This window comes from Rohdeia mirabilis, assembly GCA_007750655.1.
In the GTDB taxonomy this organism is placed as follows: domain Bacteria; phylum Planctomycetota; class UBA1135; order UBA1135.
Window position 1 is genome coordinate 1,403,179 of the sequence record CP036290.1, and the last position, 26,460, is coordinate 1,429,638.

Annotated in this window: 14 protein-coding genes; 4 read left to right on the forward strand and 10 right to left on the reverse strand. The window is 68.5% G+C overall.

Features of this window, described 5'->3' with window-relative positions; translation table 11 throughout:
* Positions 1–4: 4 nt before the first annotated feature.
* Both Pla163_RS18760 and Pla163_RS05225 read right to left on the reverse strand, forming a co-directional pair.
* Positions 5–130 (reverse strand): hypothetical protein, encoded by a 126-nt coding sequence (locus Pla163_RS18760; RefSeq protein ID WP_419186341.1) that lies wholly within the window; start codon positions 128–130, stop codon positions 5–7.
* A gap of 289 nt (positions 131–419) precedes the next feature.
* Entirely contained in the window at positions 420–1,286 is an 867-nt protein-coding gene (locus Pla163_RS05225) for a hypothetical protein (RefSeq protein WP_145184635.1), read from the reverse strand.
* Between the two features lie 351 nt (positions 1,287–1,637).
* Between Pla163_RS05225 and Pla163_RS05230 the strand changes: the two genes are divergently transcribed.
* Positions 1,638–3,092: a YncE family protein gene (locus tag Pla163_RS05230; protein ID WP_145184638.1), complete on the forward strand. Its 1,455-nt coding sequence runs from the start codon at positions 1,638–1,640 to the stop codon at positions 3,090–3,092.
* A 596-nt stretch (positions 3,093–3,688) separates the two neighbouring features.
* Positions 3,689–5,467: a S41 family peptidase gene (locus Pla163_RS05235; protein ID WP_145184641.1), complete on the forward strand. Its 1,779-nt coding sequence runs from the start codon at positions 3,689–3,691 to the stop codon at positions 5,465–5,467.
* Between the two features lie 186 nt (positions 5,468–5,653).
* On the opposite strand, the gene Pla163_RS05240 is transcribed toward Pla163_RS05235, so the two are convergent.
* The 3 genes from Pla163_RS05240 to Pla163_RS05250 all read right to left on the reverse strand — a co-directional run bounded on the left by Pla163_RS05240 (position 5,654) and on the right by Pla163_RS05250 (position 12,780).
* Positions 5,654–8,239: an FG-GAP repeat domain-containing protein gene (locus Pla163_RS05240; RefSeq protein ID WP_145184643.1), complete on the reverse strand. Its 2,586-nt coding sequence runs from the start codon at positions 8,237–8,239 to the stop codon at positions 5,654–5,656.
* Positions 8,240–8,359: 120 nt separating this feature from the next.
* Positions 8,360–9,808 carry a DUF1501 domain-containing protein gene (locus Pla163_RS05245; RefSeq protein ID WP_145184646.1) on the reverse strand — a complete coding sequence of 483 codons (1,449 nt, stop codon included), beginning with the start codon at positions 9,806–9,808 and terminating at the stop codon, positions 8,360–8,362.
* A 2-nt stretch (positions 9,809–9,810) separates the two neighbouring features.
* Positions 9,811–12,780 carry a PSD1 and planctomycete cytochrome C domain-containing protein gene (locus tag Pla163_RS05250; protein WP_145184649.1) on the reverse strand — a complete coding sequence of 990 codons (2,970 nt, stop codon included), beginning with the start codon at positions 12,778–12,780 and terminating at the stop codon, positions 9,811–9,813.
* 369 nt (positions 12,781–13,149) lie between these two features.
* Between Pla163_RS05250 and Pla163_RS05255 the strand changes: the two genes are divergently transcribed.
* Complete coding sequence (locus Pla163_RS05255; RefSeq protein ID WP_145184652.1) at positions 13,150–15,948, forward strand: c-type cytochrome; 2,799 nt, start codon at positions 13,150–13,152, stop codon at positions 15,946–15,948.
* Positions 15,949–16,153: 205 nt separating this feature from the next.
* Here the strand turns inward: Pla163_RS05255 and Pla163_RS05260 are convergent, their stop codons facing one another.
* Complete coding sequence (locus Pla163_RS05260; RefSeq protein ID WP_145184655.1) at positions 16,154–17,527, reverse strand: sialidase family protein; 1,374 nt, start codon at positions 17,525–17,527, stop codon at positions 16,154–16,156.
* A gap of 747 nt (positions 17,528–18,274) precedes the next feature.
* Between Pla163_RS05260 and Pla163_RS05265 the strand changes: the two genes are divergently transcribed.
* Entirely contained in the window at positions 18,275–18,970 is a 696-nt protein-coding gene (locus Pla163_RS05265; protein WP_145184658.1) for a hypothetical protein, read from the forward strand.
* A 74-nt stretch (positions 18,971–19,044) separates the two neighbouring features.
* Here the strand turns inward: Pla163_RS05265 and efp are convergent, their stop codons facing one another.
* The 4 genes from efp to Pla163_RS05280 form a co-directional block, all read right to left on the reverse strand.
* Complete coding sequence (efp, locus tag Pla163_RS18765) at positions 19,045–19,614, reverse strand: elongation factor P (protein WP_419186342.1); 570 nt, start codon at positions 19,612–19,614, stop codon at positions 19,045–19,047.
* A gap of 2,461 nt (positions 19,615–22,075) precedes the next feature.
* Entirely contained in the window at positions 22,076–22,315 is a 240-nt protein-coding gene (locus tag Pla163_RS18770) for a DUF6930 domain-containing protein (RefSeq protein ID WP_419186343.1), read from the reverse strand.
* A gap of 96 nt (positions 22,316–22,411) precedes the next feature.
* Complete coding sequence (locus Pla163_RS05275; protein WP_145184664.1) at positions 22,412–25,612, reverse strand: serine/threonine-protein kinase; 3,201 nt, start codon at positions 25,610–25,612, stop codon at positions 22,412–22,414.
* A gap of 12 nt (positions 25,613–25,624) precedes the next feature.
* On the reverse strand, positions 25,625–26,215 hold the full coding sequence (locus Pla163_RS05280; RefSeq protein ID WP_419186344.1) for an ECF-type sigma factor: 591 nt from the start codon (positions 26,213–26,215) through the stop codon (positions 25,625–25,627).
* Between the last annotated feature and the right edge of the window lie 245 nt (positions 26,216–26,460).

A 26,460-nucleotide genomic window follows, 5' to 3' on the forward strand; every position in this document is an offset into this window, starting at 1 on the left:
TCGCTCAGAGCCAGGCGATGAGCACCAGCAGCACGACCGGCACGACCGCGATCACGACCCGTCCACGCGGAATCGGCGTGTGGGGAAGATCGTCGAACGGGTAGGCCTGAGGTCTCGGTCCGCAACTCATCGGACCCGTCTCTACACAGGCGGCGCGCCCTTGTTTCGCTCCCGGTCGTGGCTTCACCGCTCGGTCGCTCGCGACGTTCGTGGCGCGTCGATCCAAACCCATGCGCCGTAGTCGGAAAGGCCGCTGGATGAAGTTCGGGTCGGGCGAGCCGCCGGGCGGTGCGACACGCCATCGGCGCGAGCCGGCATCACTCGGACCCTTGGAACTCGCCCCCATGGAGCCTCGGATCGCGACAGCACCGACTCGAGGCAGTCTCGCGCAGAGGATGGGGCGGCCCGCCCCGCGACGTCTACCAGGTGAAGCCGGCTTCGAGCAGGTAGTGGGTCACCGCTTCGGGATCGTCACCCGGCAGGCCCCAGGCCGCCAGTTGGCTCGAACTCGGCTCCGCACGACTGTTCGATCCGCCGCGCCCGCCGGAGGGCGAGGGCAGCCCACGCACCGCGGTTCCGCCGTCTCCACCAGCTCCCGCGGCGATCTGCACACCCGAGCGCTCGGCGCTGGGGATCGTGCACCACACATCGATCGTCGTGAGGTGAACATTGCCGCCCGTTCCGCCGCTGCCGCCGTCTCCGCCATCGCCGCCGCGACCGCCGCGCACCTCGCCGTCGACGACGAGCACGGGACACTCGATCGCGACGACGCCTCCGCGGCCGCCGTCGGTCCCTCCATCGCGCGCGAGGTCGCCCGAAGTCCCGTCACCGGAAGCGACGAGTCCACCGACGTCCACGTGGATCGGTCCGTCGCAGACCAGTGAGAACGAGCCGCCGTCGCGCGCGTCCGAACGCGGCGCCGCCACGATCGAGCCTCGGACGTCCATGCGTTCGGTGGCTCGCAGGACGACGCCGTGTGCGACGACGAGCGTCTGGCCGGCGTCGACCACGAGCGTGTCGGCGTCCACGTCCTCGGTAATGGTGACCATCGAGCCGCCGAACGTCGCGGACGCGGCCGTGTCCTCGGTCCGCAGAGTCGCGGCCGCCCGGTCCGGCGTGGAACACGAGCTCGTTGCGGCGAGGGCCAGCACGATGGTGCAGGCGGTGGCCCATCCGAGCGCAGCGCCGAGGCCGCGTCCGCACGGCTCGATGCTGCTGGAGGCCGCCGTGTTCGGGACCTGGGAGGGGCGCGTGGCGAATCCTCCGGGTACGACTTCTGTGGTCATGGATCTCGCGGTGTGGGGTCCATCGCGGCGGTGTCCAGCGGACCGCGAGCCGCGGAACCGGGAGCGGGTCGAGCAGGGCCCGTGAAGGCCCGACGAGCACTATGCCAGGAGGAGGCGCTGGGTACGGAGGGCAGCGTGTGGATGCCGCCGAGTGGCCGTCGCACCGCCGTCGTGGCGGCTCCGGCCCTGGATTTCCTCGACCGGCCTCCACAGGGCGGGTACGGAATTCCTAGGATCCCGGCCGCCCATTGGGCTCCTCGCGATTCGCGGACGTTCGAAGTCTTCGGACGTCCTCGCGCACGCCACGCTCACTCGTCGGTCCTTCTTGAATCGGAACTTTCCACCGTACCCATGAATCGAATCCTCGACCGCCTCGTTCCCGGCATCGTGCTCGCCGCGACGCTCGCTTCGCCCGCCGTCGCCGGCGACCCCGCCGGGATGCAGCCCGACGTCGACCTCCTGCGTTTTCGCGTTCTCGACGCCGAGTACAGCACCTCGCTCGACGCGATCGTGGCCGTGGCGACGACGCCTTCCGACCAGATCCACATCTACGACCCGGAAGCCGAGTTCGGCATCGCAATCGATCTTCCCGTCGCGCCGAACTGCGTGTCCGTCGCACCCGACGGTCTCACCGCCGTCGTCGGTCACAACGGCTGGATCACCCACGTGGACCTCGCCACCGGCAGCCTGCTGGACACGTTCCCGGTCGGTGCGAACGTCGGTGACGTCGTCCTGGGTGGCAACGGATTCGCCTACGGATTCCCCAGCACCGGCCAGTGGGTCCGAATCCACTGCCTGGACCTCGCGACCGGCGACGAGACCCTGCACCTGGGGGGGTCCGTGCGGCACGGAACCCGAGCGCGTCTCCACCCCAACGGGACGACCATCTACGGTGCCGACAACGGTCTGTCGCCGTCGGACTTCGAGAAGTACGACATCTCGAACGGGACGGCGCAGTACCTCTACGACTCGCCGTACCACGGCGACTTCGGGTTCTCCGGTGACATCTGGATCAGCACGGACGGCCTGCGGCTCTTCGCACGCTCCGGCAACGTCTTCCGCTCGTCGTCCAACCAGAGCGACGACATGACGTTCAACGGGAGCCTCGTATCGACCGGTGGTGTGCGGTTCGTCGCGCACTCCAGAGTCGGGGGTCAGATCCTCGCGCTGCCGAGCAGCTCGGCCATGTCCAGCGAGCTGCACCTGTACAACTACGAGTTCCTCGGTTTCGAAGGGGCCGTCGATCTCCCCCAGATCCAGGCGGGCCCGAACAACTTCGACAGCGACGGACTCTTCGTCTTCGTGGACGGGAGCGGCACGACGGCCTACGTCGTCGTCGCGGCCGAGATCGGGTCGGGGCTGCTCTTCGATCACGGTGTCGCGACCTACCGGTTGGACATCCAGATCCCGCCTCTGTCGGTGGACACCGAGAAAATCTCTCTCTCGGCGGGCGGATCGCAGACCTTCACGCTGGACGCCGGGCCCGAACACGGCGGCGAGGGCTACCTCCTTCTGGGCAGCACGAACGGGACGATCCCGGGCATCCCCATCGGCCCGGTCGTGCTCCCGCTCAACTACGAGCTCGGGTACTTCCTCCTCACCATCCAGAGCCCGAACAGTCCGCTCCTGAGCAATTCGCTCGGCCTCTTGGACGCCGAAGGCCGAGCCACAGCCTCGTTCAACATCGAGCCTGCGTCCAACCCGAGCCTCGCCGGGTGGAGGGCGCACCACGCGTACTTCACCATCGACCCGTCGTACGGGCCCGTCTTCACCAGCAACGCGGTGCCGGTCGAGCTGGTGCCCTGAGTCGAAGATGTGAAGTCGGGCACCGACCCGCTGATCGACCGACGGCTCGTGTGCGGCACGAACGGCTGGTCGTTCTGGGGATCGGTGCCCGATGTCGCGATGCGGCGGCCTCGTGAGCGCGCGTGGCTGCGACGCGAGGCCGCGTTTCAGCGCGCGTTCTTCGCGGCGAGCTTGGCCTTCTTCTTGTCCTTCTTCTCCTGCGCGGTGAGCTTGGGCTTCTTGACCTGTTTCTGCTGTTGCTGACCCTTGGCCATGGCGGATTTCCTCGGAGTGAAGGGGGTGGACGAGCGACCGGAAGGGCGCACTCGAGCTGCGGTCGAGATCGGGGCCCGTGCATCCGCGAGGGCGGCCGATCGATCGCGCTCGTGCCACGGTAGCACCGAACGAGGAAGTCGGGCTCCCACCCGCCGAACGCCCGCCGATTCGTGTGCGGCACGGATCGTCGGTCGATCAGCGGGAGGGGGCCGTCCGTGGACCTCGCGTCCCTAGGGTGGGGCGACGCCGTGCGCCCTTCCGCGTGCGGCGCCACCCCCGGATCTCGCGTCGAAGGCGGTTCGAAGCCACTGAGATCGCGACGGCGCACACCGGACGACCCCATGAACGCGCGGACACGACCCGCACCCTTCGGACTGCTCCTGGCCCTCTTGATCGGTCTGTTCACGACCGGCGCGTTCGCTCAGAACGCTGACCGCAAGGGCAGCCCGTTCGAGGGGATCCGTTGGAGCGACGCGGCGCCGCAGGTGCTCGTGCGCGGGGCGTGGTACGCGCCGGTCTCGATCCACGGCGTCGAAGTGAACGAGATTCTCGAGTTCTGCGAGGCGCGCTGGCCGGGGAAGCGTGAGAAGCGCTTCGCCGAGGACCTGGTCGAGGCCATGACGCTGATGGGACACACCGTTCCCGCCGCGGTGGATCTCGTGCTGACACGGGTGGCCGACGGGGAACGGATCGAACTCCAAGGCGTGGCGGTCACGCTCGCGAATCGACAGGCCCTGCGATCCGCTGGCGATCCACGCGCCGTGCGGAGTGCGGCCCCCGCGTCGTTGACGCGCGAGCGAGCCCTCGAAGACCTCGCCGAACTCGCCCGCCGTCTCCAGGACCAGTTCGCCTACTTGGAGCTGGGCGATTTCGACTGGAAGGCCGAGCTCGACCGCATCGGCAAGGAGCTACCGCGACAGGTCGCGACCGGTGAGTTCGCTGGTCAGCTGGAGCGCTTCATGGCGCACTTTCGCGACGGACACGCGAGCGTGTCCTCGGACCGCCAGGAAGGGCCGAGCACCTATCCGCCCTTCCTCTTGCAGGAGGCCGCTGGCGGAGTCGTCGCGTTCCGTCCCGATCGCTCCAGCCTGCTCGACGACGAGCATCCCTACGTCGTGGAGATCGATGGCGTCGGGATCGAGGTGTGGATCGATCGCGCCAGTTCGAGCGTTGCGAGCGGCAGCCCGCAGTTGGTCCGCTCGTGGTCGCTGCGTGGTCTGCGCAACCTCGAGTTGCTGCGCACCCCGGAGGACGGAGCGGCAGCTGGAACGGTGCGGGTGAAGCTCGCGGCGCAGGACGGTTCGACGACCGTCGAGCGCGTGCTCGCGATGGTCCCACGGCGCCCGATCTTCGGCAGCTGGCCAGCGACCGAGACCCGGATCCTCGACGGCGACGTCGGGTACCTGCGGCTCGCGGCGATGGACGACGCTCTGGTGCCGCACCTGCGCGAAGCGATGGAATCGTTTCGCCGCACGAAGGGGCTCGTCGTGGACGTACGCGGCAACGGAGGAGGTAGCCGTTCGCTCCTCATCGCGCTGGCCGGATACCTCGTCGGTCCTGACGAGGGACCGTGGGTCGGCAACGTCGCGAAGTACCGGTTGAGCTCGAGATTCGACGCCGGCCACCTCGAGGCCCGATACATGTACCGCGCGGCGGACGAGCGTTGGACGAGGGCGCAGCGCAGAGCGGTCGATGCCGTCGCGAAGCGCTTCGAGCCCGAATGGGCGCCGCCGGGTGCGTTCAGCGAGTGGCACTATCTCGTGCTCGATCGCACTGGCCACGAGGACGAGTACTTCTACCGGCAGCCCGTCGTCGTGCTGTCGGACGCAGGGTGCTTCAGCGCGACCGACATCTTCCTCGCCGCACTCAGCGGTCGGCCGCGGGTGACTCTGATGGGTTCGGCGAGCAGCGGCGGCAGCGCTCGTTCCCAGAGCTTCTCGCTCACGCACTCGGGCATCGGTGTGCGCTGCGCCTCGATGGCCTCGTTCCGCCCCGACGGCCGGCTCTACGACGGGCGCGGTGTGGAGGTGGACATCGAGGTGCCGATCCAGCCCACCGATCTGGTGCGTGCAGGGACCGACACCGTGCTCGAAGCGGCACTCGCGCGCGTGCTCGAATAGCCGTATACCGAGTCCGGCACGGACTCGTCGAAGGACCAGAGACTCGTGTGCGGCACGAATGGTCGGACGATCAGTGATTCGGAGCGCGGCTCCGTATCGCCGGACTCCGCATGCCCGTCCTTCGGTCCTTCAAGCATGTGAGCTCGAATTGCGAGTCGACACGTTGGATCGCCGTCGGTCTCGGGCTCAGTCCGAACTCCTGAAGAGACCATTCTCGAACAGTGCGAGCGAGCTGGTCCCCGGGTTGATTGCGAGGATGTCTTGCAGTCCATCCCCCGTGAAGTCGCCAATCACGACTTCACTCGCTGCCGAACCCGATGCGAAGCTCATCGGGCGCTCGAACGTGCCGTCTCCGTTGCCGAAGTGGATCACGAGCTCGTCGATCGACTGATCCAACGCGACATGGTCGGGGATGGCATCTCCGTCCAGATCTCCGACGGCCAGATCCCACAGCGAAGTGCCAACCTTGATGTTCGAGGCCAACTGCAGCGCTCCGCCAGGCGCGCCCAGGAGTACGAAGACTCTGTCCTGTTCGAGAGAGCCGACAACAATGTCGTCGATAGCATCGTCGTTCACATCCAAGACCTCGATCGTTCTCGGCTGGGCGATATCGAAGTCGTTCCAGGTGAGCGCCTGGGAGAAGTTCCCAGCGCCGTCTCCCAGATAGAGGCTGAACGTGTCCAGGCTGTTGCTGTGTCCGACCGCCAAGTCCATGTCTCCGTCGCCATCGAAATCTCCGACTGCCAGCGCGGTCGGGGCGTCGACGACGGGTAGAGAGACCGGCGCGGAGAAGCCGCCTGTAGCGCTGCCCATGAAGAGCTGGAGAGCGTACGTCTTGCGATGGACGCCATGCGTGCAGATGAGCGCAAGGTCGTTGTTCCCGTCCTCGTCGAAGTCGCCGGAGGCGAGACCGTGAGGTCCTTGCGCGCACGGAAACGAGACAGGGGGCGCGACTCGAGCTCCGAGGGACCCGAAGTGGATGACTACCTCGTCCACCTGGCTGTCGAGGGTCACGAAGTCGAAGTGCGAATCGTCGTTCAGGTGTGCGGCCATCAGGACGTGCGCGGAGTTGACCGTCGGTTCTAGGTCCGTCTCTACGAAGCCACCCATTCCATCACCCTTGAGGATCGCGATGTTGCGCTGCTGCGATTGCGGCTCGCTTTGAATGATCGCGATGTCGAGGTTTCCGTCGTTGTCCCAGTCAGCGCATTCGAGCGCACGGGGGCTAAGGCCGACGGGCGTACTGCCGACTCCTCGGAGGTCACCCAGCGCGGTCCCCTCGACGAGCGTGAGGGAGTTTCCGATCGATCCGACGACGACGTCGAGTTGGCCGTCACCGTGGACGTCAACCAGTCCGAAGTCGCGCGTGTAGTCGGAGACGACGGTCCTGTCGGTGATCGAGAAGTTTCCCGTGCCATCTCCCTGCAGGAGGACGACTTCATTCGCTGACTCGTTCTCGACCACGACGTCGGCGAAGCCGTCCCCGTCGAAGTCGGCGGCGACAAGACGTTTGGACAGCAGATCGGTCGGAGTCGAAATCGGGTCCTGAAAGATTCCTGGCGCTGTCTGAAGCATCGCGTTGACAGACAGCGTGAAGGGCTGGGCATAGCAGATGTCGAGCAAGCCGTTTCCGTCCACGTCGATCACGTCCAAGGCCTCTCCGTTGACCAAGCCCGTGGGAAGGAAGCTAGCTGGAGCGAACAGGCCGCCACCGAGGCCGGCGAGAAGGGCGATGCCGACCCCGCTCTTGCCGTTCGTCAGGATGTCTACGATTCCGTCGCCCGTGAAGTCGTGCGGTACGAGCACGGTCGTCGAGCTGGCGGTTGCGTGCGCAGTGGGTGGGCCGAACGAGCCTTGGCCGTCACCGAGGAGGACGTGGACCGTCTCGGTTCCGGTCGTTGTGACCAGATCGAGAGTGTTGTTCCCGTCGAGGTCGGCGACCGCGATGCGCCACGATCCTGCTCCGACGAAGGCGGACGATGAGCGAGGGAAGGTCCCGTCACAGGCCCCGAAGAAGATCCTCACCTCGCCGATGGGGTCGATATTGGTGACTGCGACATCGAGGCACCCGTCCTGGTCGAAGTCACCTGCGGCCGCGCCGCGCGCATCCATGTCGGACGAGATCGTGTACGTAGGATCCGCGAAGCCGCCCAGTCCATCGCCAGCCAGGAACCACAGCGGCGTCGTGTTGAATCCTCCGGAGACGATGACGTCGCAGTGACCATCGAGATCGAAGTCACCGAAGACCAGGTCCTCGAGACCGATGCCCAGTTGGGTCGTTCGACCTGGGAACTGCGATCGCTCGTTCACCGTGCCGAACGACACGCGCCGTGCGTCCGTGAAGGTCGTGCTCCCTTGTCCAAGGGCGTCCTGCACCATCCCCTGAGCGAAGAAGGTGAGCCCGCACAGATTCGGTGACACGGATGACACATCCAAGAGCCAGGGCGAGCATCCCAGATCGTCGAGGGTGAACGTCTCGAGCGAGAAGAGCGGGAAGCCGACGTGTGCGACGGCTCCAAAGAAGGGGAGGGGGACTTCGTGCTGGTGGAGCCCGAAGCCGACGCAGCCGTGGGCGAGGGGTGGACCATTCTCGAAGCGGAGCCGCAAGGGCGCGCCGACGACGGGCGAGCCCTCGTACACGAGGCGAGGTACGCCTGGGCCGCCCATCGATCCTCCTCCAAGGCTCGTCCACTCCGGCACACACCCGTCCTGCGCATTCGAAGGTAGAGACAGGAGAGCGGCGGCGACGAGCAGGCAGGTGGGTGACTTCATTCGGCACGAAGGGAGGGTGACTGGTGGGTGTGCTCGGGCGAGGATCGACCATCGCGCGGGTCGAGGTCCGCGAGAGCCGTACACGGGTCGAAGTGGCGGGCGGTGTGCGCGAGATCGGCTTCAGCCCAAAATCTCGCGCACCACCCGCGCCTCCTCGACGCCGGTCAGGCGCTGGTCGAGGCCCTGGTAGGGGTAGGTGAAGCGCTCGTGGTCGATGCCGAGCTGGTGCAGGATCGTCGCGTTGAGGTCGCGGATGTGCACCGGGTCGGCGGTGATGTTGTAGGCGAAGTCGTCGGTCGCGCCGTGTTCGTGGCCGCGCTTGATTCCGCCACCGGCCAGCCAGATCGTGAACGCGCGCCCGTGGTGGTCGCGTCCGTGGTTGGTCTCCGTCAGCTGGCCCTGCGAGTAGATCGTGCGCCCGAACTCGCCGCCCCAGACGACCAGCGTGTCGTCGAGCAGCCCGCGGCGCTTCAGGTCGCGCACGAGCGCCGCGGAGGCCCGATCCGTGTCCATGGCCTGACCGCGGATCTCGCCCGGCAGGTTGTTGTGGCCGTCCCAACCGCGGTGGAAGAGCTGGACGAAGCGCACGTCGCGTTCGGCCAAGCGGCGCGCGAGCACGCAGTTCGCGGCGAACGTCCCGGGCCGGCGCGCGTCCTCGCCGTATTCCTCGAACGTCCGTTCGGGCTCGTCCGAGAGGTCCATCAACTCGGGCACCGACGTTTGCATGCGGTACGCCATCTCGTACTGGGCGATGCGCGCCTCGACCTCGGGGTCGCCGGTCTCCGCGCGCTTGGCCGCATTGATCTCGGCGATCCCGTCGAGCATGCGCCGCCGCGTGATCGCGTCGATGCCGTCCGGGTTCGACAAGTAGAGCACCGGATCCGCGCCGCTGCGGAACTTCACGCCCTGGTGCTGCGACGGCAGGAACCCCGAGCCCCACAACCGCGAGTACAAGGCCTGCAGATTGCCGCGGCCGCGCGAGATCATCACCACGTAGTCCGGCAGGTTGCGGTTCATCGAGCCGAGCCCGTAGCTCAGCCACGACCCCATGCTCGGCTTGCCCGGCTGTTGATTGCCGGTGTTGATGAAGGTGATCGCCGGATCGTGGTTGATCGCCTCGGTGTGCATCGACTTGACGAGCGTGATGTCGTCGACGATGCCGGCGGTGTGCGGCAACAGTTCGCTGACCCAGGTCCGGTGCTGGCCGTGCCTTGCGAACTCGAACATCGGCGCGACGCAGGGGAACGACGTCTGGCCGCTGGTCATCGTGGTCAGGCGCTGGCCCTGGCGGATCGACTCGGGCAGTTCGATCCCGTGCAGCTCGCGCATCTTCGGCTTGAAGTCGAAGAGGTCGATGTGCGACGGGCCGCCGCTCATGAACAGGTAGATGACGCGCTTGGCCTTCGGGGCGAAGTGCGGCAGATCCGTCGCCGCGGCGGTGTGCGGCGCGCCGGCGAGCGCGTTCGGACCCAAGAGCGAGCCGAGGGCCAGGGCACCGAGTCCGCCCGCGCCACCCGAGAGGAGTCCGCGGCGAGTGAGCAGGCGCTGTCGTTCGTGCAGAGGATCCATGGTCACTCGCGGGTCAGGGTCTCGTCGAGGTTGAGCAGCAGCGATGCGATCACGGTCCAGCTCGCCAACTCGGCCTCGTCGTGCGCCGGGTCGCTGGGCGAGTCGCCGACCGCGAGCAGCGCGCGCGCCGCCTCGAGGTCCTCGCGGAAGTCCGCCAGTTGGGCGTCGAACACGCCGCGGCACACCCCGCGCCGCAATTCGTCCGCCGGGCGCGCCGTACACAGCACGAAGCCGAGGTCGAGGCGCGCATCGAAGTCGGCCGCGCCCTCCATCATCCGCTCGGCCAGGTGGCGTGCCGCTTCGACGAACTGCACGTCGTTCAGCGTCACCAGTGCCTGCAGCGGCGTGTTCGTGCGCTGGCGTTCGATCACGCACGTGTCGCGGATCGGCGTGCCGAAGATCGACAGCGACGGCATCGGCGCCGACCGCTTCCAGTAGGTGTACAGCGACTTGCGGTACAGCGCCTCGCCGGAGTCCCGCACGAAACGCAGGGTCCCGTCGAGCGACACCTCGTTCCACAATCCGTCCGGTTGGTAGGGGCGCACGCCGGGACCGCCGACGCGCTCGACCAACAGGCCGCTCGCCGCGAGGGCCTGATCGCGCAGGAACTCGCCGTGCAGTCGGAAACGCGACGCGCGCGCGAGCAGCTCGTTCTCGGGGTCGAGTTCGGCGAGCGCCGCGTTCGTGCGCGAGGACTGGCGGTAGGTCGCGCTCGTGACGATCTGCTTCAGCGCGCGCTTCACGTCCCAACCGCTCGTCGCGAAGTCCCGCGCGAGCCAGTCGAGCAGCTCCGGGTGACTCGGCCGCGCGCCCTGGGACCCGAAGTCCATCACCGTCGGAACCAGCCCGCGGCCGAACAGCATCGCCCAGTAGCGGTTGACGGCCACGCGCGCGGTCAACGGGTGCTCGGGATCGGTCAACCACAGCGCCAGCCCGAGCCGGTTCGCCGGCGCGTCCGCGGCGAGGGGGTGCACGTGCTCGAGCACGCCCGGCTCCACCGGCCGCGCCGCGATCGGCGCGTCGTACTGCCCGCGGTCAAGGACGTAGGTCTGGCGGCCGCCGGCCAGATCCTCCATGACCATGACGGTGGGGATGCGCGCCGCGAGTTCCATCTCGCGCGCGGCCGCCGCTTCCCGCTCGGTGACCACGGCGATGCCTTCGCTCCAGACCGTGCGCACGAAGTGGTCGCGCAGCACGGTGTCCGCGGCAACGTCTCGTTCTTCGGCCGGGACGAGCAGCGCGCTCTGCACCGCGTCCGGCAGGCCGGAGCCCTCGAGCCGGAAGTAGTAGCCCATCGCCCCGCCGCCGTTCACGATCTTGAGCAGCAGCTGGCTCTCTCCCGCGGGCAGGTCGAGCACGGCGCGGTCCTGATCGGGCGCGACGCCGCGGCCCACGTCGTTCGCGAAGACGCGCGTCCCGTCGAGGAACACCACGATGCTGTCGTCGCTGCCGAGCGAGATCGCGACCGACTGCGCGCGCTCGCTCGTGACCGTGCGCGCGAGGTAGATCGCCGAGTTGTCCGTCGCCGTGAGTTGGTGGGGCGTGCCGTCGCGATCGCCGGAGCGCGCGACCCAGGTCCGTCCGCCCTGCTCGGCCGTGACGTCGACGCCAGCGACTTCCGGACCCCAGTCGGTCGAGTAGGCCGCAGCCTTGTTCGCGGCCGTGAACGGCCCGAGCTGGTACCAGTCGCCGAGCGTCGGCGGCACCTGGGCGAGCAGTTCGGCGCGCTGGCTCTCGATCCAGGCGTCGAGCTCGTCCCGGGGCGCAGCAGCCGTACGGAAGAACGCGTCGCGTGCGGCGATCTCCTCGCGCACGTTCGCCAGCGCGTCCGCCTGCTCGGCCGTCGGCACTTGGACGATCGGCGCCTGGTTGCCGTTCCGCGTCTGGAAGCCGGGCTCGACGCTCTGGTTGAAGTACGCGTAGAAGCGGTAGTAGTCGGTCTGGCTGACGGGATCGTACTTGTGGTCGTGGCACTGGGCGCACTCCATCGACAGACCCAGCCACACGTTGCTGGTCGTCATCACCCGGTCGACCATGTACTTGACGCGCAGCTCCTCGTCGATCGCACCGCCCTCGTCGGACGTGGGGGAGTTGCGGTGGAACCCCGACGCGATCAACTGGTCCCTGGTCGGATCGGGCAACAGGTCGCCCGCGAGCTGTTCCACCGTGAACTGGTCGAACGGCATGTTCTCGCGGTAGGCGGCGATCACCCAGTCGCGCCACGGCCACATGTCGCGCGGCCCGTCCGCGTGGTGCACCGACGTGTCGCCGTAGCGCGCCGCGTCCATCCAAGCGAGCGTCATGCGTTCGGCGTAGGCGTCGCTCGCGAGCAGGCGGTCGACGAGTTCGTCGTAGGCCTCGGGACGCTCGTCCGCGGTGAACGCCGCCACCTGGTCGGGCGTCGGCGGCATGCCCGTCAGGTCGAAACTCAGTCGCCGCAGCAGCGTCGCGCGGTCGGCCTCGGGCGAGGGCGCGAGACCTTCGCGTTCGAGCCGCGCGAGTACGAACGCGTCGATCGGGTTGCGCACCCACGCCGGGTTCTGGACGGTCGGCGCCGCGGGTGTGCCGACGCCGCGGAACGACCAGTGCTCGTCGAACGTGGCGCCCTCCGCGATCCAGCGGCGGATCAGCGCGATCTCGTCGGCGTCGAGCGGTTCGCCGTGGCCCGCGGGCGGCATCCGATCGCCGCCGGCGGCCTCGGTCAGGCGGTACACGAGCTCGCTCTCGTCCGGCGCGCCCGGCGTGACGATGCCGAACTCGGGGGCCGCCATCTCGGGCAGATCGAGCCGCAGATCGGCCTCGCGCGTGGCTTCGTCCGGCCCGTGGCAGACGAAGCAGCTGCGCGACAGGATCGGCTGCACGTCGCGGCTGAAGTCGAGCGGTTCGTCGTCGGGGCCGGCACCGTTCGAAAGGGAGCCTTGGACCGCGCTCAGCGCGAGGAAACCGATCGGAAGAGCGAGGCGCGTCAGCATGGGGATGGGGCGGGGGGCGGGTCGTCGGCGCGAGCCACCATCCTACGGGGCGAGAGGGGGGCCGCTGGTCGGCCGGCGCCACGGGGGGATCTTCCGTGCGGAACTCTCGTGCGGTGGCGACCCCAACTTCCGACGCCGTCGCACTCGGCGCCGGAGCTCGATTCCTCGGTGAACCGCGCCGCTGCGCCAGTGAGTGCGTCGCTCCGAGGAAGCGCATCGCGACCAGCACCGCGACCGGGCACCGAGACGTCGCTGGATCGACCGATCGTGCCGGACGCGAGTCGTCCGTCCAGCGGCGAGTCGGCCTCCGACGCCGTGTCACTCACGCTCACCACCCGCGCCGCGCTACCGTCGGTTCCCATGACGACCATGCCCAGCCGAGCCTGCACCATCGAGTTGGCACGCGCCCGGGGAGCGGCTCGTGCTCGCGGGCTCGGGCTTCCCGCCGTCGTCCTCTTGTTCGCTCTCGCCGGACCCTCGCCGGCCCAGCAGGACACCGGCGCAACCGCCGTCCCAGCCGACTGGCAGGTTCCCGACGGCTACGCGATCGAGATCGTGCACACCGTCGACGCCCGGACCCAGGGTTCGTGGGTCAGCCTCGCCACCGGACCGAGCACCGAGGACGAACTCGTCTTCTTCGCCGGCGACCAGTACGGCGCGCTCCACGAGGTGCGGCTGCCGCGCGCGGGGGGCGAGACGCGCACCCGGAGCGTCTCCACCGACCTCGGCCACGCCCAGGGACTCCTTTGGTTCGAGGACGAGCTGCTCGTCGTGGTGAACGACAGTTGGCTCAGCGGTCTGTACGCGCTCGGAGACGCGGACGGCGACGGACAGCTCGAGCCCACGCGCCAGATCCTCGCTCTCACCGGCGAAGGCGAACACGGCCCGCACGCCGTCGTTCTCGCGCCGGACGGTGAGCACGTTCTCGTCGTGTGCGGCAACCACACCCAGCCGCCCGCGGAACTCGCCTGGTCGCGCGTGCCGGCCGCGGCCTTCACCGAGGGCCTGCTCGCGCCGCGCGAGTGGGATCCGAACGGGCACGCGCGCAACGTGCTGGCGCCCGGTGGCTACGTGATCGAGGTCGATCCGCGCACCGGTGCGGCGGGACTCGTGGCCTGTGGCTTTCGCAACAGCTACGACCTGGCCGTCGTGCCGAGCGGCGAGGTCTACACGTTCGACTCCGACATGGAGTGGGACATGGGCTCGCCGTGGTACCGGCCGACGCGCTTGATCGAGGTCATGAGCGGAGGCGACCACGGCTGGCGCAGCGGTTCGGGCAAGTGGCCGGTGTGGCGCGAGGACGCCGCCGCACCGGTGGCCGACGTGGGGCCCGGTTCGCCGACCGGCGTGACGAGCGGAGCGGGTGCGGCGTTCCCGGCCGCCGACCAGCGCGCGCTCTACCTGCTCGACTGGACGTTCGGCACGGTGCATCGCGCGCGCCTCTCCGACGACGGCGCGGGACACACCGCTGAACTCGAGCCGTTCCTGACCGGGCGCGCGCTGCCGCTCACCGACGCGGTGATCGCAGCGGACGGCGCCATGTACCTGACCACGGGCGGGCGGCGGACGCGCTCGCATCTCTTGCGTGTGCGCTACGTCGGCGACGCGTCCGTCGAACCGGTCACATGGCCCGCGCCCGACCCGGCGGCCCAACGGCGCGTGGCGCTCGAGCGCTTCCACCTCGAGATGGCCGATGCGGAAGGGCTCGAGCAGCTGATCGGCGCGCTGGGTGACCGCGACCGCCGGATCCGCTACGCCGCGCGCGTCGGCCTCGAGCACCAGCCGCTCGAGAGTTGGGCGCCGCGCCTGTCGGGACTCGTCGATCCGTTCGCGCGCGCGGTGGGTTGGCTCGGCGTCCTGCGCGCGACGAGTCCGAGCGCGACCGAGTGGATCGACGCGGCGCTCGAGGACCTGGGGCGGTTCGCGCCGGGGTCGTCGGACGCGGAAACGCTGCTCGCCTGGCTGCGCGCGCACCAGTGGGCGTTGATCGAGCGATCCGACGTCACCGCGCGTTGGCGCGAACGCTTGATCGCGCGGCTCGATCCGCTCTACCCGAGCGCGAACGCTCCGGCCGACGCCGAGCTCGCGGTCCTGCTCGTGCACCTGGGCGCGCCGCGGGTGATCGAACGCACGCTCGACCTGATGGAGTCGGCGCCGAACACTACGCCGAGCGGGCTCGCGGAGCTGATCGCGCGCAATCCGGCCTACGGCGATCCGATCGCGGCGCTGCTCGAGAACCCGCCACCGACCGAGGGTTTGCGTTTCGCGTTCGCGCTCCGGCAGGTGGCCGACGGTTGGAACTGGGAGTCGCGCGAGCGCTGGTTCAGATGGGTGCAGACGGCGCGGCGGTCGAGTGGAGGCGTGAGCTTCGGTGGCTTCCTCGATCAGGCCGAGGCCCAGGCGCTCGCGACCTGTGACGCGGTGACGCGGCTCGCCCTCCAGCCGCTGCTCGCGAGGACGGCGACCGACCTCCCGGGCGTGGCCGCGATCGCACCCAGCGGCCCCGGCGTCGACTGGACGGTCGCGACGGCCGAGTCGTCCCTCACCGGCCGCATCACGGGCGCCGACTTCGAGCGCGGCGCGGGGCTCTTCGGCTTCGCGTGCGCCAGTTGCCACCGCATCGCCGGCGCGGGCGGGAGCGTCGGACCGGACCTCACCACGGCCGCCGACACGTTCACGCTTCACGACCTGTTGGTGGCCGTGCTCGAGCCGGACGCCAGCATCTCCGACCAGTACCGCCTGCACGAGTGGCAGTTCACCGACGGTACGCGCCGCATCGCGCGCCACCTCGGCCAGGCGGCGGACGGCCAGTACGAGTACCTCGAGAACCTGCTCGATCCGAGCCGCATCGGCCGCATCGCGCCGGATCGACTCGTATCCGTCGAGCCGTCGCCGCACTCGCCGATGCCGTCGCAGCTCACCCGCGCGATGAATCCGCAGGAGCTGCGCGACCTCGTGGCCCACGTCGCGAGCGCGGGCGGCACGCGGCGCGACCTGTCGGCGTGGCAAGGCGTGCGGCCCGTACCGCGGCCGCAGAAGCCGGTGCTCTCGCCGGTCGCGCTGCGCATCCTGTTCGGCGCGGTCGCGGCCCTGGTCGCGCTGCTCGCGGGCATCGGCGTGTTGATGCGGCGCGGTCGACCGGGCACATCGACGTGCCCGCCGACCTGAGCTCCTCGACGTGCGCGATCGACGCGCAGGCACTGCGTGCGTGCCAGGCATGCCGAAGCGCCGTGCCGCCCGAGCGGGCGCAGGAGAGGGGGCGGGTGCGCGTTCGACGGCCCGGCGCGAGTGGTACTCATGCCGCGCCGGTGATCTGGCCGGTGAGCTGGTCGTGGCGCGGCACCGCAAGGAGCGGTGCCGCCTGGCCGCGAACCTACAGGCGCGTCAGCTTGAGACCGTTCGACGCGGAGAGCCCTTCCATGGCGGCCGCGTCGATCGTCCAGGACTGGGCGAAGACCTCGGAACCCGGGGCGAAGTTCGCGGGCCACCCCAGGTTGAGCTGGTCGCTCCCCGCAGCGTCCGTGGCGCCGAACATGAAGAGGTCCGCACTGGGGACCAGGATGCCGCCGAGGATCGGGACCAGTGCCGCCGTGCCCCCCAGGACATGGACGACCGGCGCGGACGGAGCCGCCTTGGTCAGCTCCAACCGGAACGCCGAGGTCGCTCCGAAACTCGTGCTGGTCTTGAGGGACGGTTTCCCGTTCACACCGGCCAGCGCGAGACCCAGGCTGTAGCTCCCGGTGCCGGACAAGCGCAGGCGGTACAGGTTGCCGGGCTGGTCGGCGCCGGGCGCGACACCCGCGAACTGCTCCGGGTCGGGGTCGCCACCCGCGATCGCGTAGAGGTCGCCGCCGAGGCCGCCGACGAGTTCGAGCTTGGTGACAGGATTCGGGAGACGGGCCGTGTCGAAGTACGAGAACGTCCTGCCTCGGTCGTCGCTGGTGTAGACGCCTTGGTTCGTCGCGGCGTACAGGCGTCCGCTTCCGCTTCCGTCGTCGGCGACCACGACGTCGAAGACCCACAGGCCCTCGAGCCCCGCGCCGGCGAACTCCCAGTTGTCGCCGTTGTCGAAGCTGCGCACGAAGTTCTCGGGGGCGAAGATGGGATCGCCCTTGCCGTAGTAGTAGATCGCCCGCTGCCCCTGTGGATCGACGGGAGCGACGGCGATGCCGAACGTTCTGTCCGTGATCGGGCACAGACCCGGGTTGCTCAGAGGGTGGGAGCACTCGAGGAACTTCACTCCGAAGTCGTCGCTTCGAAAGAACCGCGGGCTACCTGCGGACTTGAAGCCGTACACGAAGCCGGAGGTGGCGAAGTCGTGGGCGAACGTGATGTCTTGGAAGCCCCAGGCGAGCGGCTGGATGAGCTGCCAGTTGGCGCCACCGTCAGAGCTTTGGAACGTCCTGTTCCCGAAACCACCGTCGGCGCAGACGATGATCTGATCCGTGGCGAAGTTGGGCGAGAGTGCGAGGTCCTTGAAGTACTTGCCGAAGTTGACCTGTGCCGGCTGGGGCATCTCGGCCCACGAGAGTCCGGCGTCCGTGCTCTTCCAGAGCGAGCTGAAGCCGACGAGGTTCTTCTGGCTCGTGGCCATCACCGTCTGATCGCTCGTGAACGTCGGCGAGACGGTGAGCGCGGTCGTGTTGTGCGGGCCGCCCGGCAGAGTGCTCCAGTACTGCACCGCATCGCCGTGGCTCGACGCCAGGTGGATGTCGCCGTCGCCCACGGTGTTGATCGTCGCCGGCACGTACCAGAGGTTGCCGTCGTTCGCGTAGTCGGGCGAGGCCGCGAAGGTGAAGACCCCCGGATCACCGACGCGCTGTCAGGTCATGGCGGGATCGTTCGTGGTCTGGGCGATCAGGAGGAGCGAGAGGACGGAAGCTGAAGCGAGGAGGACCATGACGGGACGGGGTCTGAGGAAGGTGGTGGAGGGTCGGCTCGTGGCGAGCCTCCACCACCGGAGCAAGCGACGTGCCACCCCCGGGAAGCGTCCATGGGAGGGGGTGCGGCTCGGATGCCGTCCAGGAATCGGAATCCCGTCCGGGTCGTGGAGTGCCCGGCTGTCCGAGCGAGGCGGGTCGGCGCGCCTCGCCCGAGCGCGCCCGGACGGGCCGGGACCTGGTCGCACACGTCCGGCCGACGGGTGCGGACCCAGTTCGACGGGCCCCAAGTATGGCCGATCGTGGCCGTCGTTGCGGGCGTCCCCGGCGACGGCACGAGCGGACTGGCGTCGGCAGCTGCGTGGCGACCTCCAGCGCCCGTCTCGAACCGAACCGCGTGCTACCGTCGGGCACCTCGACCAGTGCGCCATATGGATCCACGCACGCGACACGGCGTAGCTCGTGACTGGGGAGCGATCATGGAACGGAGCGGACCCGACGAGCCGGAGCAGCGCCGGGAGGGTGGCCGGGAAAGGCACCGCGCCGGAGGCCACTCGTCAGATGGATGGACTCTCGACACGGGACCGCGGGAGCCGCTCGCGATGGGGAGTGTCGTGGCCCTTGGATTCTTCGCCACGTTCATCTGGTACGTGGTGGCGATCGTCTGCCTGGGTTGGTTGTCGGTGCGCAGGAACGGGACCTTCGCGCTGGCCGAATTCGACGTCGCCGCCTGGTGGGTGCTCGTCGGTACAGGCGTGCTCTGGATCGGTCTCGGGATCGCTCTCTCTCGCTGGCTCTCGACGAAGAACTGGCGCGCGCTCGAACTCCGGACTCTTGGGCTCGGAGCCCTCGTCTCAGTGGGAGCTCTGACCGCCGTGACGTTCGGTGGGATGCTGACCTATTGGCTGGCCCACCTGTTCTTCGCTTTGATCGGCGCGCTCGTCATGGCGGGTTTCGTCGGAGCGCTGAACAGGCTCTCGCGAACAGGCGTCGGGCGCTGGATCGTGGCGACGGCCTGTTTGGCGCCGATCGTCGCGGTCGCGGGCTGGGTGCTCGTTCTCTGGCCTGCGGTCGAAGTGCATCGTCCGAGCTGGGTGTATCCGATCGCGACCTGGGAGGCTCGAGCGCGGATCGAACGTGCATTCCTCGAGCGCGTTCGAGTGGGAGATCGGCTCGTCGACCTCCAAGCCGCGTTGCCCGGCTTCATCGAGGGCGAGCCGCGGCGCATGGGAGGATCCGGGTACGGCTACGAGTATCGACTCGTCTTCGGGGACGGCCGGGTGACGGCGGTCTCGGTGGTCTCGCGCTAGCAGTCGGTGGCGCGCACGGATGCGCGCCCGCGGTCCACGCGGTGCCGCTGCGCACGGGGCCCAGCGACAGCCGCCTACTTCGCCCGCTCGAGGAAGCGCCCGTCGCGCGTGTCGACGCGGATCTTCTCGCCCTGTTCGATGTACGACGGCACCTGGATCTCGGCGCCGGACTCGAGCAGGGCGCGCTTGGTCTGCGCCTGGGCGGACGCGCCCTTGATGGTCGGGTCGCACTCGGTCACGATCAGATCGACCGCGTTGGGCAGGGCCACCGAGACGATCTTGCCCTCGACGACCATTGCGCGGATGCCTTCGAGGCCGTCGGCGAGGTAGTCGGCGGCGTCGCCCAGCGCTTGCCGCGAGAGCTGGAACTGCTCGTACGACTGGCCGTCCATGAAGTGGAAGTCGGAGCCGTCGTTGTAGAGGTACGAGGCGTCGCGGTACTCGAGGTCGACGGGCTCGTACTTGTTGCCGGAGCGGATCGAGTCGGAGATCAGCTGCCCCGTGATGAGGTTGCGCAGCTTGGTCTTCGCGATCGTGGCTCCACCGCGCGCGGTCGGCGTGGAGAACGTCACGTCGACGATCTGCATCGGAGCGTCCTTGTAACGGATGCAGATTCCCTTCTTGAACTCGGAGACTTCGAACACGGCGTCGGCGGGGGCGTGGGGTGGTGGGGAGCACAGGGCGAGGCGTCCCCGTGGCCCACTTCGGGCCAGGGCTCGTTGCGCGGCGGAATGGTAGCGCCGGCGGGGCTGGGGCAACTGTGCGAGGGGGCGATCCGCGTCGATCCCGAGGGCTCGAGTCCGTTCGAGTCCGTTCGAGCGCGTGGAGCGACGGGCAGGAGCGGGCGGGCCGAGCGGGTCCGGGCCGTTCTCGCGTCGCCAGGTAGCGGGTCGGTGATCGCGGTGGTGATCGCGGTGGTGATCGCGGTGGTGGTCGCGGTGGTGGTCGCGGTGGTGGTCGCGGTGGTGGTCGCCGTGCGCGGTGGCGCTCCGGCGACGCAGGCGAAGCGATGCAACGCGGCGACGCGCCCCGCCCGAGGGCCGAGATGGTCGAAGCGGGACACGGGTGATCCGGTCGGGTGCTCTGGGCCTGAGAGCGGCTCGAACGGAGCACTCGAGCAGGGGGCTGGCACGTCGGGGCCCTGTTACGTCGGGGCCGCGTACACGGAAAAGGGTGTGTCGAGGGCGAGGTCGGTGCCCGAGCAGGTCCGAAGTCGTGGCGATACGCTCGCGGTTGCTGGACCGAGGCACCTCAACACGGTCGTCAACTTCGGGTCCAGGTGAGACGGGTCAGGTCGGGTGGGAGCCTGTGCGCAGCGTGGAACTCCGATGCCTGGTACCGTGCGAGTCTCGCAGAGGCGACCGTCCGATTGGGCAGGCGCGCGTCAGTCAGTAGCCAGGGTGATCGAGGGAACGATGGATGATCAGGTCAGACGATCTGGGCCGGAGAGAGCCTCGGGCCAGCAACCGGGAACGGAACGGTGCCATGGGAAAATTCTGCTGTATTCCTTTTAGAGAGTGGAATCGCAACTTTGGCTCCTCAGGGTTCGCTGTTTACGCAGATAAAGACCGAGGCGGCAACTGGGTGTTCTGTTTGTCGGCCCAGGTGGGTGGGCTAGAAAATCTGTCTGAGGAAGTGCCGGTAGTTGTGACTGTTGATGTCAGCCACTGTCCCTGGTGTGGTCGCAACTTGCGCCGCTTCTATCGGAAGTCGATTGAGTCTGTTGCCCGCCTCGGTGTCAGGCCGAAAATCTATGGAAGCTAGGCGCCGCACTGCTTGCGGCGGAGCCGGGGGGGGCGATGACGCCTTAAGTTACGTATCCGACCCTCCGCTCCCGACTGGATCCCTCTCGAGGGTGAAGAGCGCCAGGCTCGACCTTGACGGCGGCGGCGTTCATGGGCAGGGGCGGCGCTCTCACGCGGCGCGACGGCGGCCACGCAACGCAGCTACAATAGCGCTACAGGCTGGCACTACCCTCTCTTTAAACGGATACATGGGATTCGCGCCGATGTGGAAAGGGGCGGCCAATGCGGTGCATCGCGCTCGCGCCGTCGCGCTTGAGCGGGCAATCCGTGGCATCATTCCTGCGGGAGCGGCGGTCAGTGGCGCCTCAGGTTATGTTGTCGGGTCAGAGTTGCAAAGCGCATTAGGTGGTGGTGAGTGATGGGGGCAGAGCCGGTCCCTATTGAGGGTGCATACTGCTGGAAGTGTGGCGCTCCCAAGCGGAGTCCCCTTTCGGGGTGCGCTGATTGCAGGTGGAAGCCGCGAACGTGGCGTGAGCGTATTCGAAGTATGGACTTGAGCCATTGGGTCGCAGTTGGCGACGAGGGCGGGGGGGCGGGGCACGTCACGGCGCGCGCGGCGGCTCGAAGTCGAGGTGAATGGGTTCGTGTTGGAAAACAGAGGCGGGAGAGTTGTGTTGATGCGCTGTCGGTGGTCTCTGGTGGATTTAGCACGCGCCTGTTGTGTTGGTTCTTGCGATGGACCTGGCCTGTGTGGTTGATGGCGACGCTGTTGGCGTTCTATTCGGCTTGGAGGCGGATGTAGAATTACTTGGGCTAAGATGCGAGTGTTAGGAGCTCGTGCGGGGTACGTGTCCGGTGACGCCATCTGGTGCGTCGCCCTCGGCGGCCGCATGTTCACCGCGTGGGCATTGCAGCTGATATCCGACCAATCCGCTCCCGACTGGATCCCTCTCGAGGGTGAAGAGCGCCAGGCTCGACCTAGACGGCGGCGGCGTTCATGGGCAGGGGCGGCGGCTCGCGCGGCGCGACGGCGCCCGCCCCAACGCAGCTACAAGAGCGCTACACCCCGCGCTTCGCCACCCGCCGGAACTGCCACTTGCCGCCATCTGCTCGCCCTGTGCCGCCCAACTGGCCCCCAAAGGTGGAGCGGGAGACGGGACTCGAACCCGCGACTTTCAGCTTGGGAACCTGGCCCGCCGGGTGCACATCGTGTCCGTTTCTGCCCGTTCGTGTCCGTTCTTGCCGGTCGAGTAGGGCCGTCGATGTCCGTTCGTGCCCGAATCTGCCCGGGACTTCCGGCGCCGATGTTGCAACACGAGCCTCGACGGCCCGTGCGAGCAGGCGACGCCGGGCGAGCCGGTCAGGACCGCTCCAGCTGCGCCAGCAGCCCGTCCCGCGCCGGCTCCAGCATCGGCAGCCCGTCGCTGACCGACACCGTCACGCCGAGCCGCTCCAGCGCGTCGCCGAGCCACTCGGCCGTCCGCTCGCGCACCACGACGCGTCCAGGGATCCCGCTGCGCTCGCGCCAGGCGCCGACCAAGTGGTCGAGCACCCACCGCTCCCGCTCCGACTCGCGCCCCAACTCAACCTTCAGGACCATGCTTGGTCGTCCTCGCCCGGATCGCGAGGCGGTCGTGCGCGAGCTTGTGCGAGCGGTGCGGGGCGTCGCGGGGGAGTGAGAACTGCGTCGGATGACTCAGTCCTCCGACGCTGCCCTTGCCGCCAGGAGCGCTGCGGTTGAGGTGCGCCACTGCCGCGCAAGCCCCTGCAGCTCGTCGTCGACACCCTCGCCTCCCGCGAGGACGAGGTCGAACAGCTCGAGCGCTCGGACCAGGTCTCCACTCTCAGCCTCCTCGGTGGCGACATTGAATCGTGAAGCACGCAAGTGGATGTCGGAGTCGTCCGCGACGCTCTCGAGGCGGGCGACCGCGGTTCGATAGCACGTGCGCCCTTCCTCGCGTTGCCCTGCGTTCTGGCACGAGTCGCCTGCCACGTGCCACCAGTAGCCGGCTCTGTAGGCCTCTTGGGATCCAGGCAGGTCGAAGTGCTCGGCGATCTCGATCGCAAACTCGGCGGCTGCGTCATGCATCTCGAGAGCGACCAACTGGCGAAGTGCCAGCTCGCCCCGTTCGTGCACACCCGCGGGTGGGACCGATGGATCGTCGAGCGCGCGTATCGTCTCCTCGATGGCCGCGAGCCCCGCTCCGCGTCGGTCACCGCGCTCGAAGCGTGCCAGCGTCAAGCCCTTCCGCGAGAGGTTGGTGACATTCGAAGTCGGACCCGACCACCGCGTGGCGATCGTCAGGGCACTCGCGAACCTCTGCTCGGCTTCCTCGAGCGCCCTCAGGTTCAAGTGGGCGATTCCCGCAGCATTGAGGACGATCGCCGACTCGATCGAGCTCTTTCCGAATTCTCGCTCGACGCGTGCGAGCGCGGTGGATTCGAGCGCGACCATCTCGTCCCAGTGCTTCAGGTCGCCGAGCGTCTCCATCAACTGCTTCGTGGTGTTCGCCACTTCCCAGCTCCCTTCTCCGAGCCTCCCGAGATAGATATCGAGGAGCGCCCGAGTCTCGGCCAGGGCTTCGTCGGATCGGTCGAAGTGGCGAAGTGCCTTGGCGCGCCGAGAACGGAGGTCGAGGACACCGATGGCTCTCCCGTCCCGATCGACGGGAGCCGATCCATACGCGGCCAGTCGCTCGTCGAGAACGGCCAGTGCTTCGGCGGGTCGACCGTCCTGGAGGATCGCGTCCGCGTACTGCGCCCAGGCATCGATGGTCCTGGTCGAAGGATCGCCGTAGTACGCGATCCGGGAGTCGACGGCGCGCCTCGCGATCTCGACCGCTTCGCTCGAACGTCCGAGGTAGCTCAGGACCAGCGCGTGGTTGTAGTCGACGATCGCACAGACGTAGAGCATAGTGTCGGGGAACGCGGTCCGCAGTTCCTCCACGTACGCGTACGTATCTCTCGCCAACTCCCAATCCCCTCCGCTCGCCGCCGCGAGATGGAGGGACTTGAGGCCTTCTCCGACGGACTCGGCGTCGCGCGGATGCTCGAGTGCCTGGCCGCGCATCGTCGAGAGCCATTCATGGGCGTCCGCGCGTGCCTGATCCCGATCGCCTACGAGGTACTCAACCTCGATCAGTCTCCCGCGGACTCGCTGCTTCTCCAGAAACTCGACGCCTTCCTCACGCTCGTAGAGCTCGAGTGCCCGTCGGAGTGCGGCGCGAGCAAGCTCCATCTGATCCAGCCGCCGCAGTGCATGCCCCGTGGTCTCGTAGATCGCACCCAGTGCCCGGTCCGACTCGGGTGCTCCGACACCCGACTCCAGCTGCTGCAACGTGTGGTTCAGAGCATCGAGAAGGGTGTACTTCTCGGCGCCCGAACCCGACAGCGGGGCACGTTCGAAGACACGTCCGTAGAAGCTCGCCAGAGCCTCGGACTTGAACAGGCTTTCCGCCAACGCCTCCTTCGCGACTGACTCCGCCGCCAGTGCATCCTCGGCCTCGCGTCGGGCCGCGATCGCGAGCAGGGCGTTGGACTCGGCGCGTTCGCGCGCTCTCACTGCCTCGGTCAGAGCCACTTCCCGTTCGATCAGCGCCGCGTCCCGATCTCCGACGGCATGCTGCTCTCGGGCGAGTGCTCGGGACTTCTCGATCAGGCCATAGCTGGTACCGAGTAGCGCGATGAGCAGGAGCGCTAGCGCGCCTGCCGCGACGGCGAATGCCGTTCGATGCCGCCGCATAGTCGTGCGCGCCCGGTACTGCCAGGTGGGAGGGCCCGCATGGAGAAACTCGTGGGCAAGATAGCGCCCCAGATCGTCCCGCAGCTCCGCAGCGGATGCGTACCTTCGGCGCGGATCCGGGTCGCAAGCATGGGCGACGATCCAGTCGAGTTCCTGATCGATCCCCGACGCCGATCGTGAAGGGATCGGGACGGGGTCGCGGCGGACCGATGCGAGGATGGCATGGGTTGTGAGCGTCGAAGCGAAGCGCGGTCGGCCCGTCACGACCTCGGTGACGAGTACGCCCAATGCGTAGACGTCGAGAGTCGGCCGCACTCGGTCGTTGGTGTCCGTCAAGCGTTCCGGAGCTACGTACGCCGCGGTACCGACGACCGAGCCCGGTTCGGTGCGCGGTCCTATGCCCGACTCGTGGTCATCCGCCAGGCGCGCGATGCCGAAGTCGATGACGCGCGCTCTCCCGTGGGCATCGACGAGGACGTTGCCCGGCTTGAGGTCGCGATGGACGACGCCCTGAGCATGTCCATGGGCGATCGCGTCGCAGACGTCTCGCAGGAGTGCCACGCGCTCGCGCGTGTCGAGAGCTTCGTCGGCGACGTAGACGTCGATCGTGCGGGCGTCGTAGACGTACTCCAAGGCGATCCAAGGCGCCTTTCGCCCACCGATCGTGTCGACGCCGGAGCTGATGACGCGCGCAATACAGGGGTGGTCGAGCTGGGCGAGGAGCTGAGACTCCAGTTGGAAGCGCGCTTCGGCGAGGTCTCGAACTCGGCCGTACGACGCGCGGCGGGACATCACCTTCAGCGCGACGAGCCGTTCGGGTGATGCTTGACGGGCGAGGTAGACCTGGGACATGCCGCCGGCGTCCAGGCTGTCCTCGATGGTGAATGGACCGACGCGCGTGCCGACGACCCGCTGGCGTTCGTTCGCGGGCACTGATTTCGTGTCGCGCTCGGACGCGTCCACAGCGCCTCCCGCCCCGTCTACGGTGTCGTCGACGAACGTCGGGACGAGACCCAGGATCCGCAGGGCTTCCTGTCGGAGCTCGTCATCGCCGTCGGAGGCATCTTCGATGAACGTGACCTGCTCGTCGACGGCGAGGTCGAGCGCGCTTTCGACGATCTCTTGGAGGCGCTGGGTGTGACTGGGCTCGGACATGGCATCGCGTGGTCAGGCGTCGTCCGCCAGGCGGGTGCGCAGCCAGCCGATTCCGGCTTGGAGGCGGCGGCGCGTCGTGGATTCGGACCAGCCCATGGCCTCGCCGATGGACGGGATCGGGATGCCCTCGAGCGCTGCAGCGACCGCATGGCCCCAGTCGGGAACCGCCTCCACGAGGTCGCTGAGGCTCACCGCGAAGTCCTCGCGTTCCGACGAGCGCATCAGGGCCTCGAGTGGGCTCTCGCCGCTCGCGGCGGTCTGTTCGTCCAGCGGGACCCGCCCCGAACCGCCTCCGCGCACCAACCGGGTGCGGTGGCGGTGCACGTCCACCAGCACGTGCTTGAGCGTCGCGAAGTAGTAGGCGAAGAACTCCTCGCGGTTCTTCCACTGTCGGTTGACGTCGTGGAGCTTGAGGTAGCCCTCGTTCACCAGCTCCTCGGTCGCGAGTCCGTCGCTCGCGTCGCGCGAGGCGGAGCCGGCCGTCAGCTGGCGAGCGCGTCGGGCGACCTGGCCAAGGCGCTCCAGGAGCTCGCTGAAGAGGGCGTCCCGGGCAGGTCCGGGGTCGCCGAAGTCGCGATTCAGGCGTTCGGTGAGGTCGCTCACGGGCAAGGTGGCGCTGGATGGCGAGGAGGGCCCTGGCGGGTGGGCTCGGGGGGCTGGGGGGGGCGGCGCGAAGGGCACCCAGACCGCCAGGAGGCGGGCGTGGGGAGGACGGACCGGGCCCTGGCTCTGGACGCCTCGGAGTTTACTCGGGATTCTTGACGGCGGGTGGGAGGGCCGTCGTGGTCATCATCGGGCCCCCTCCTTGGCCCCGACCTCCATCCACGATCCCCCTCGCGGTCCTCGCC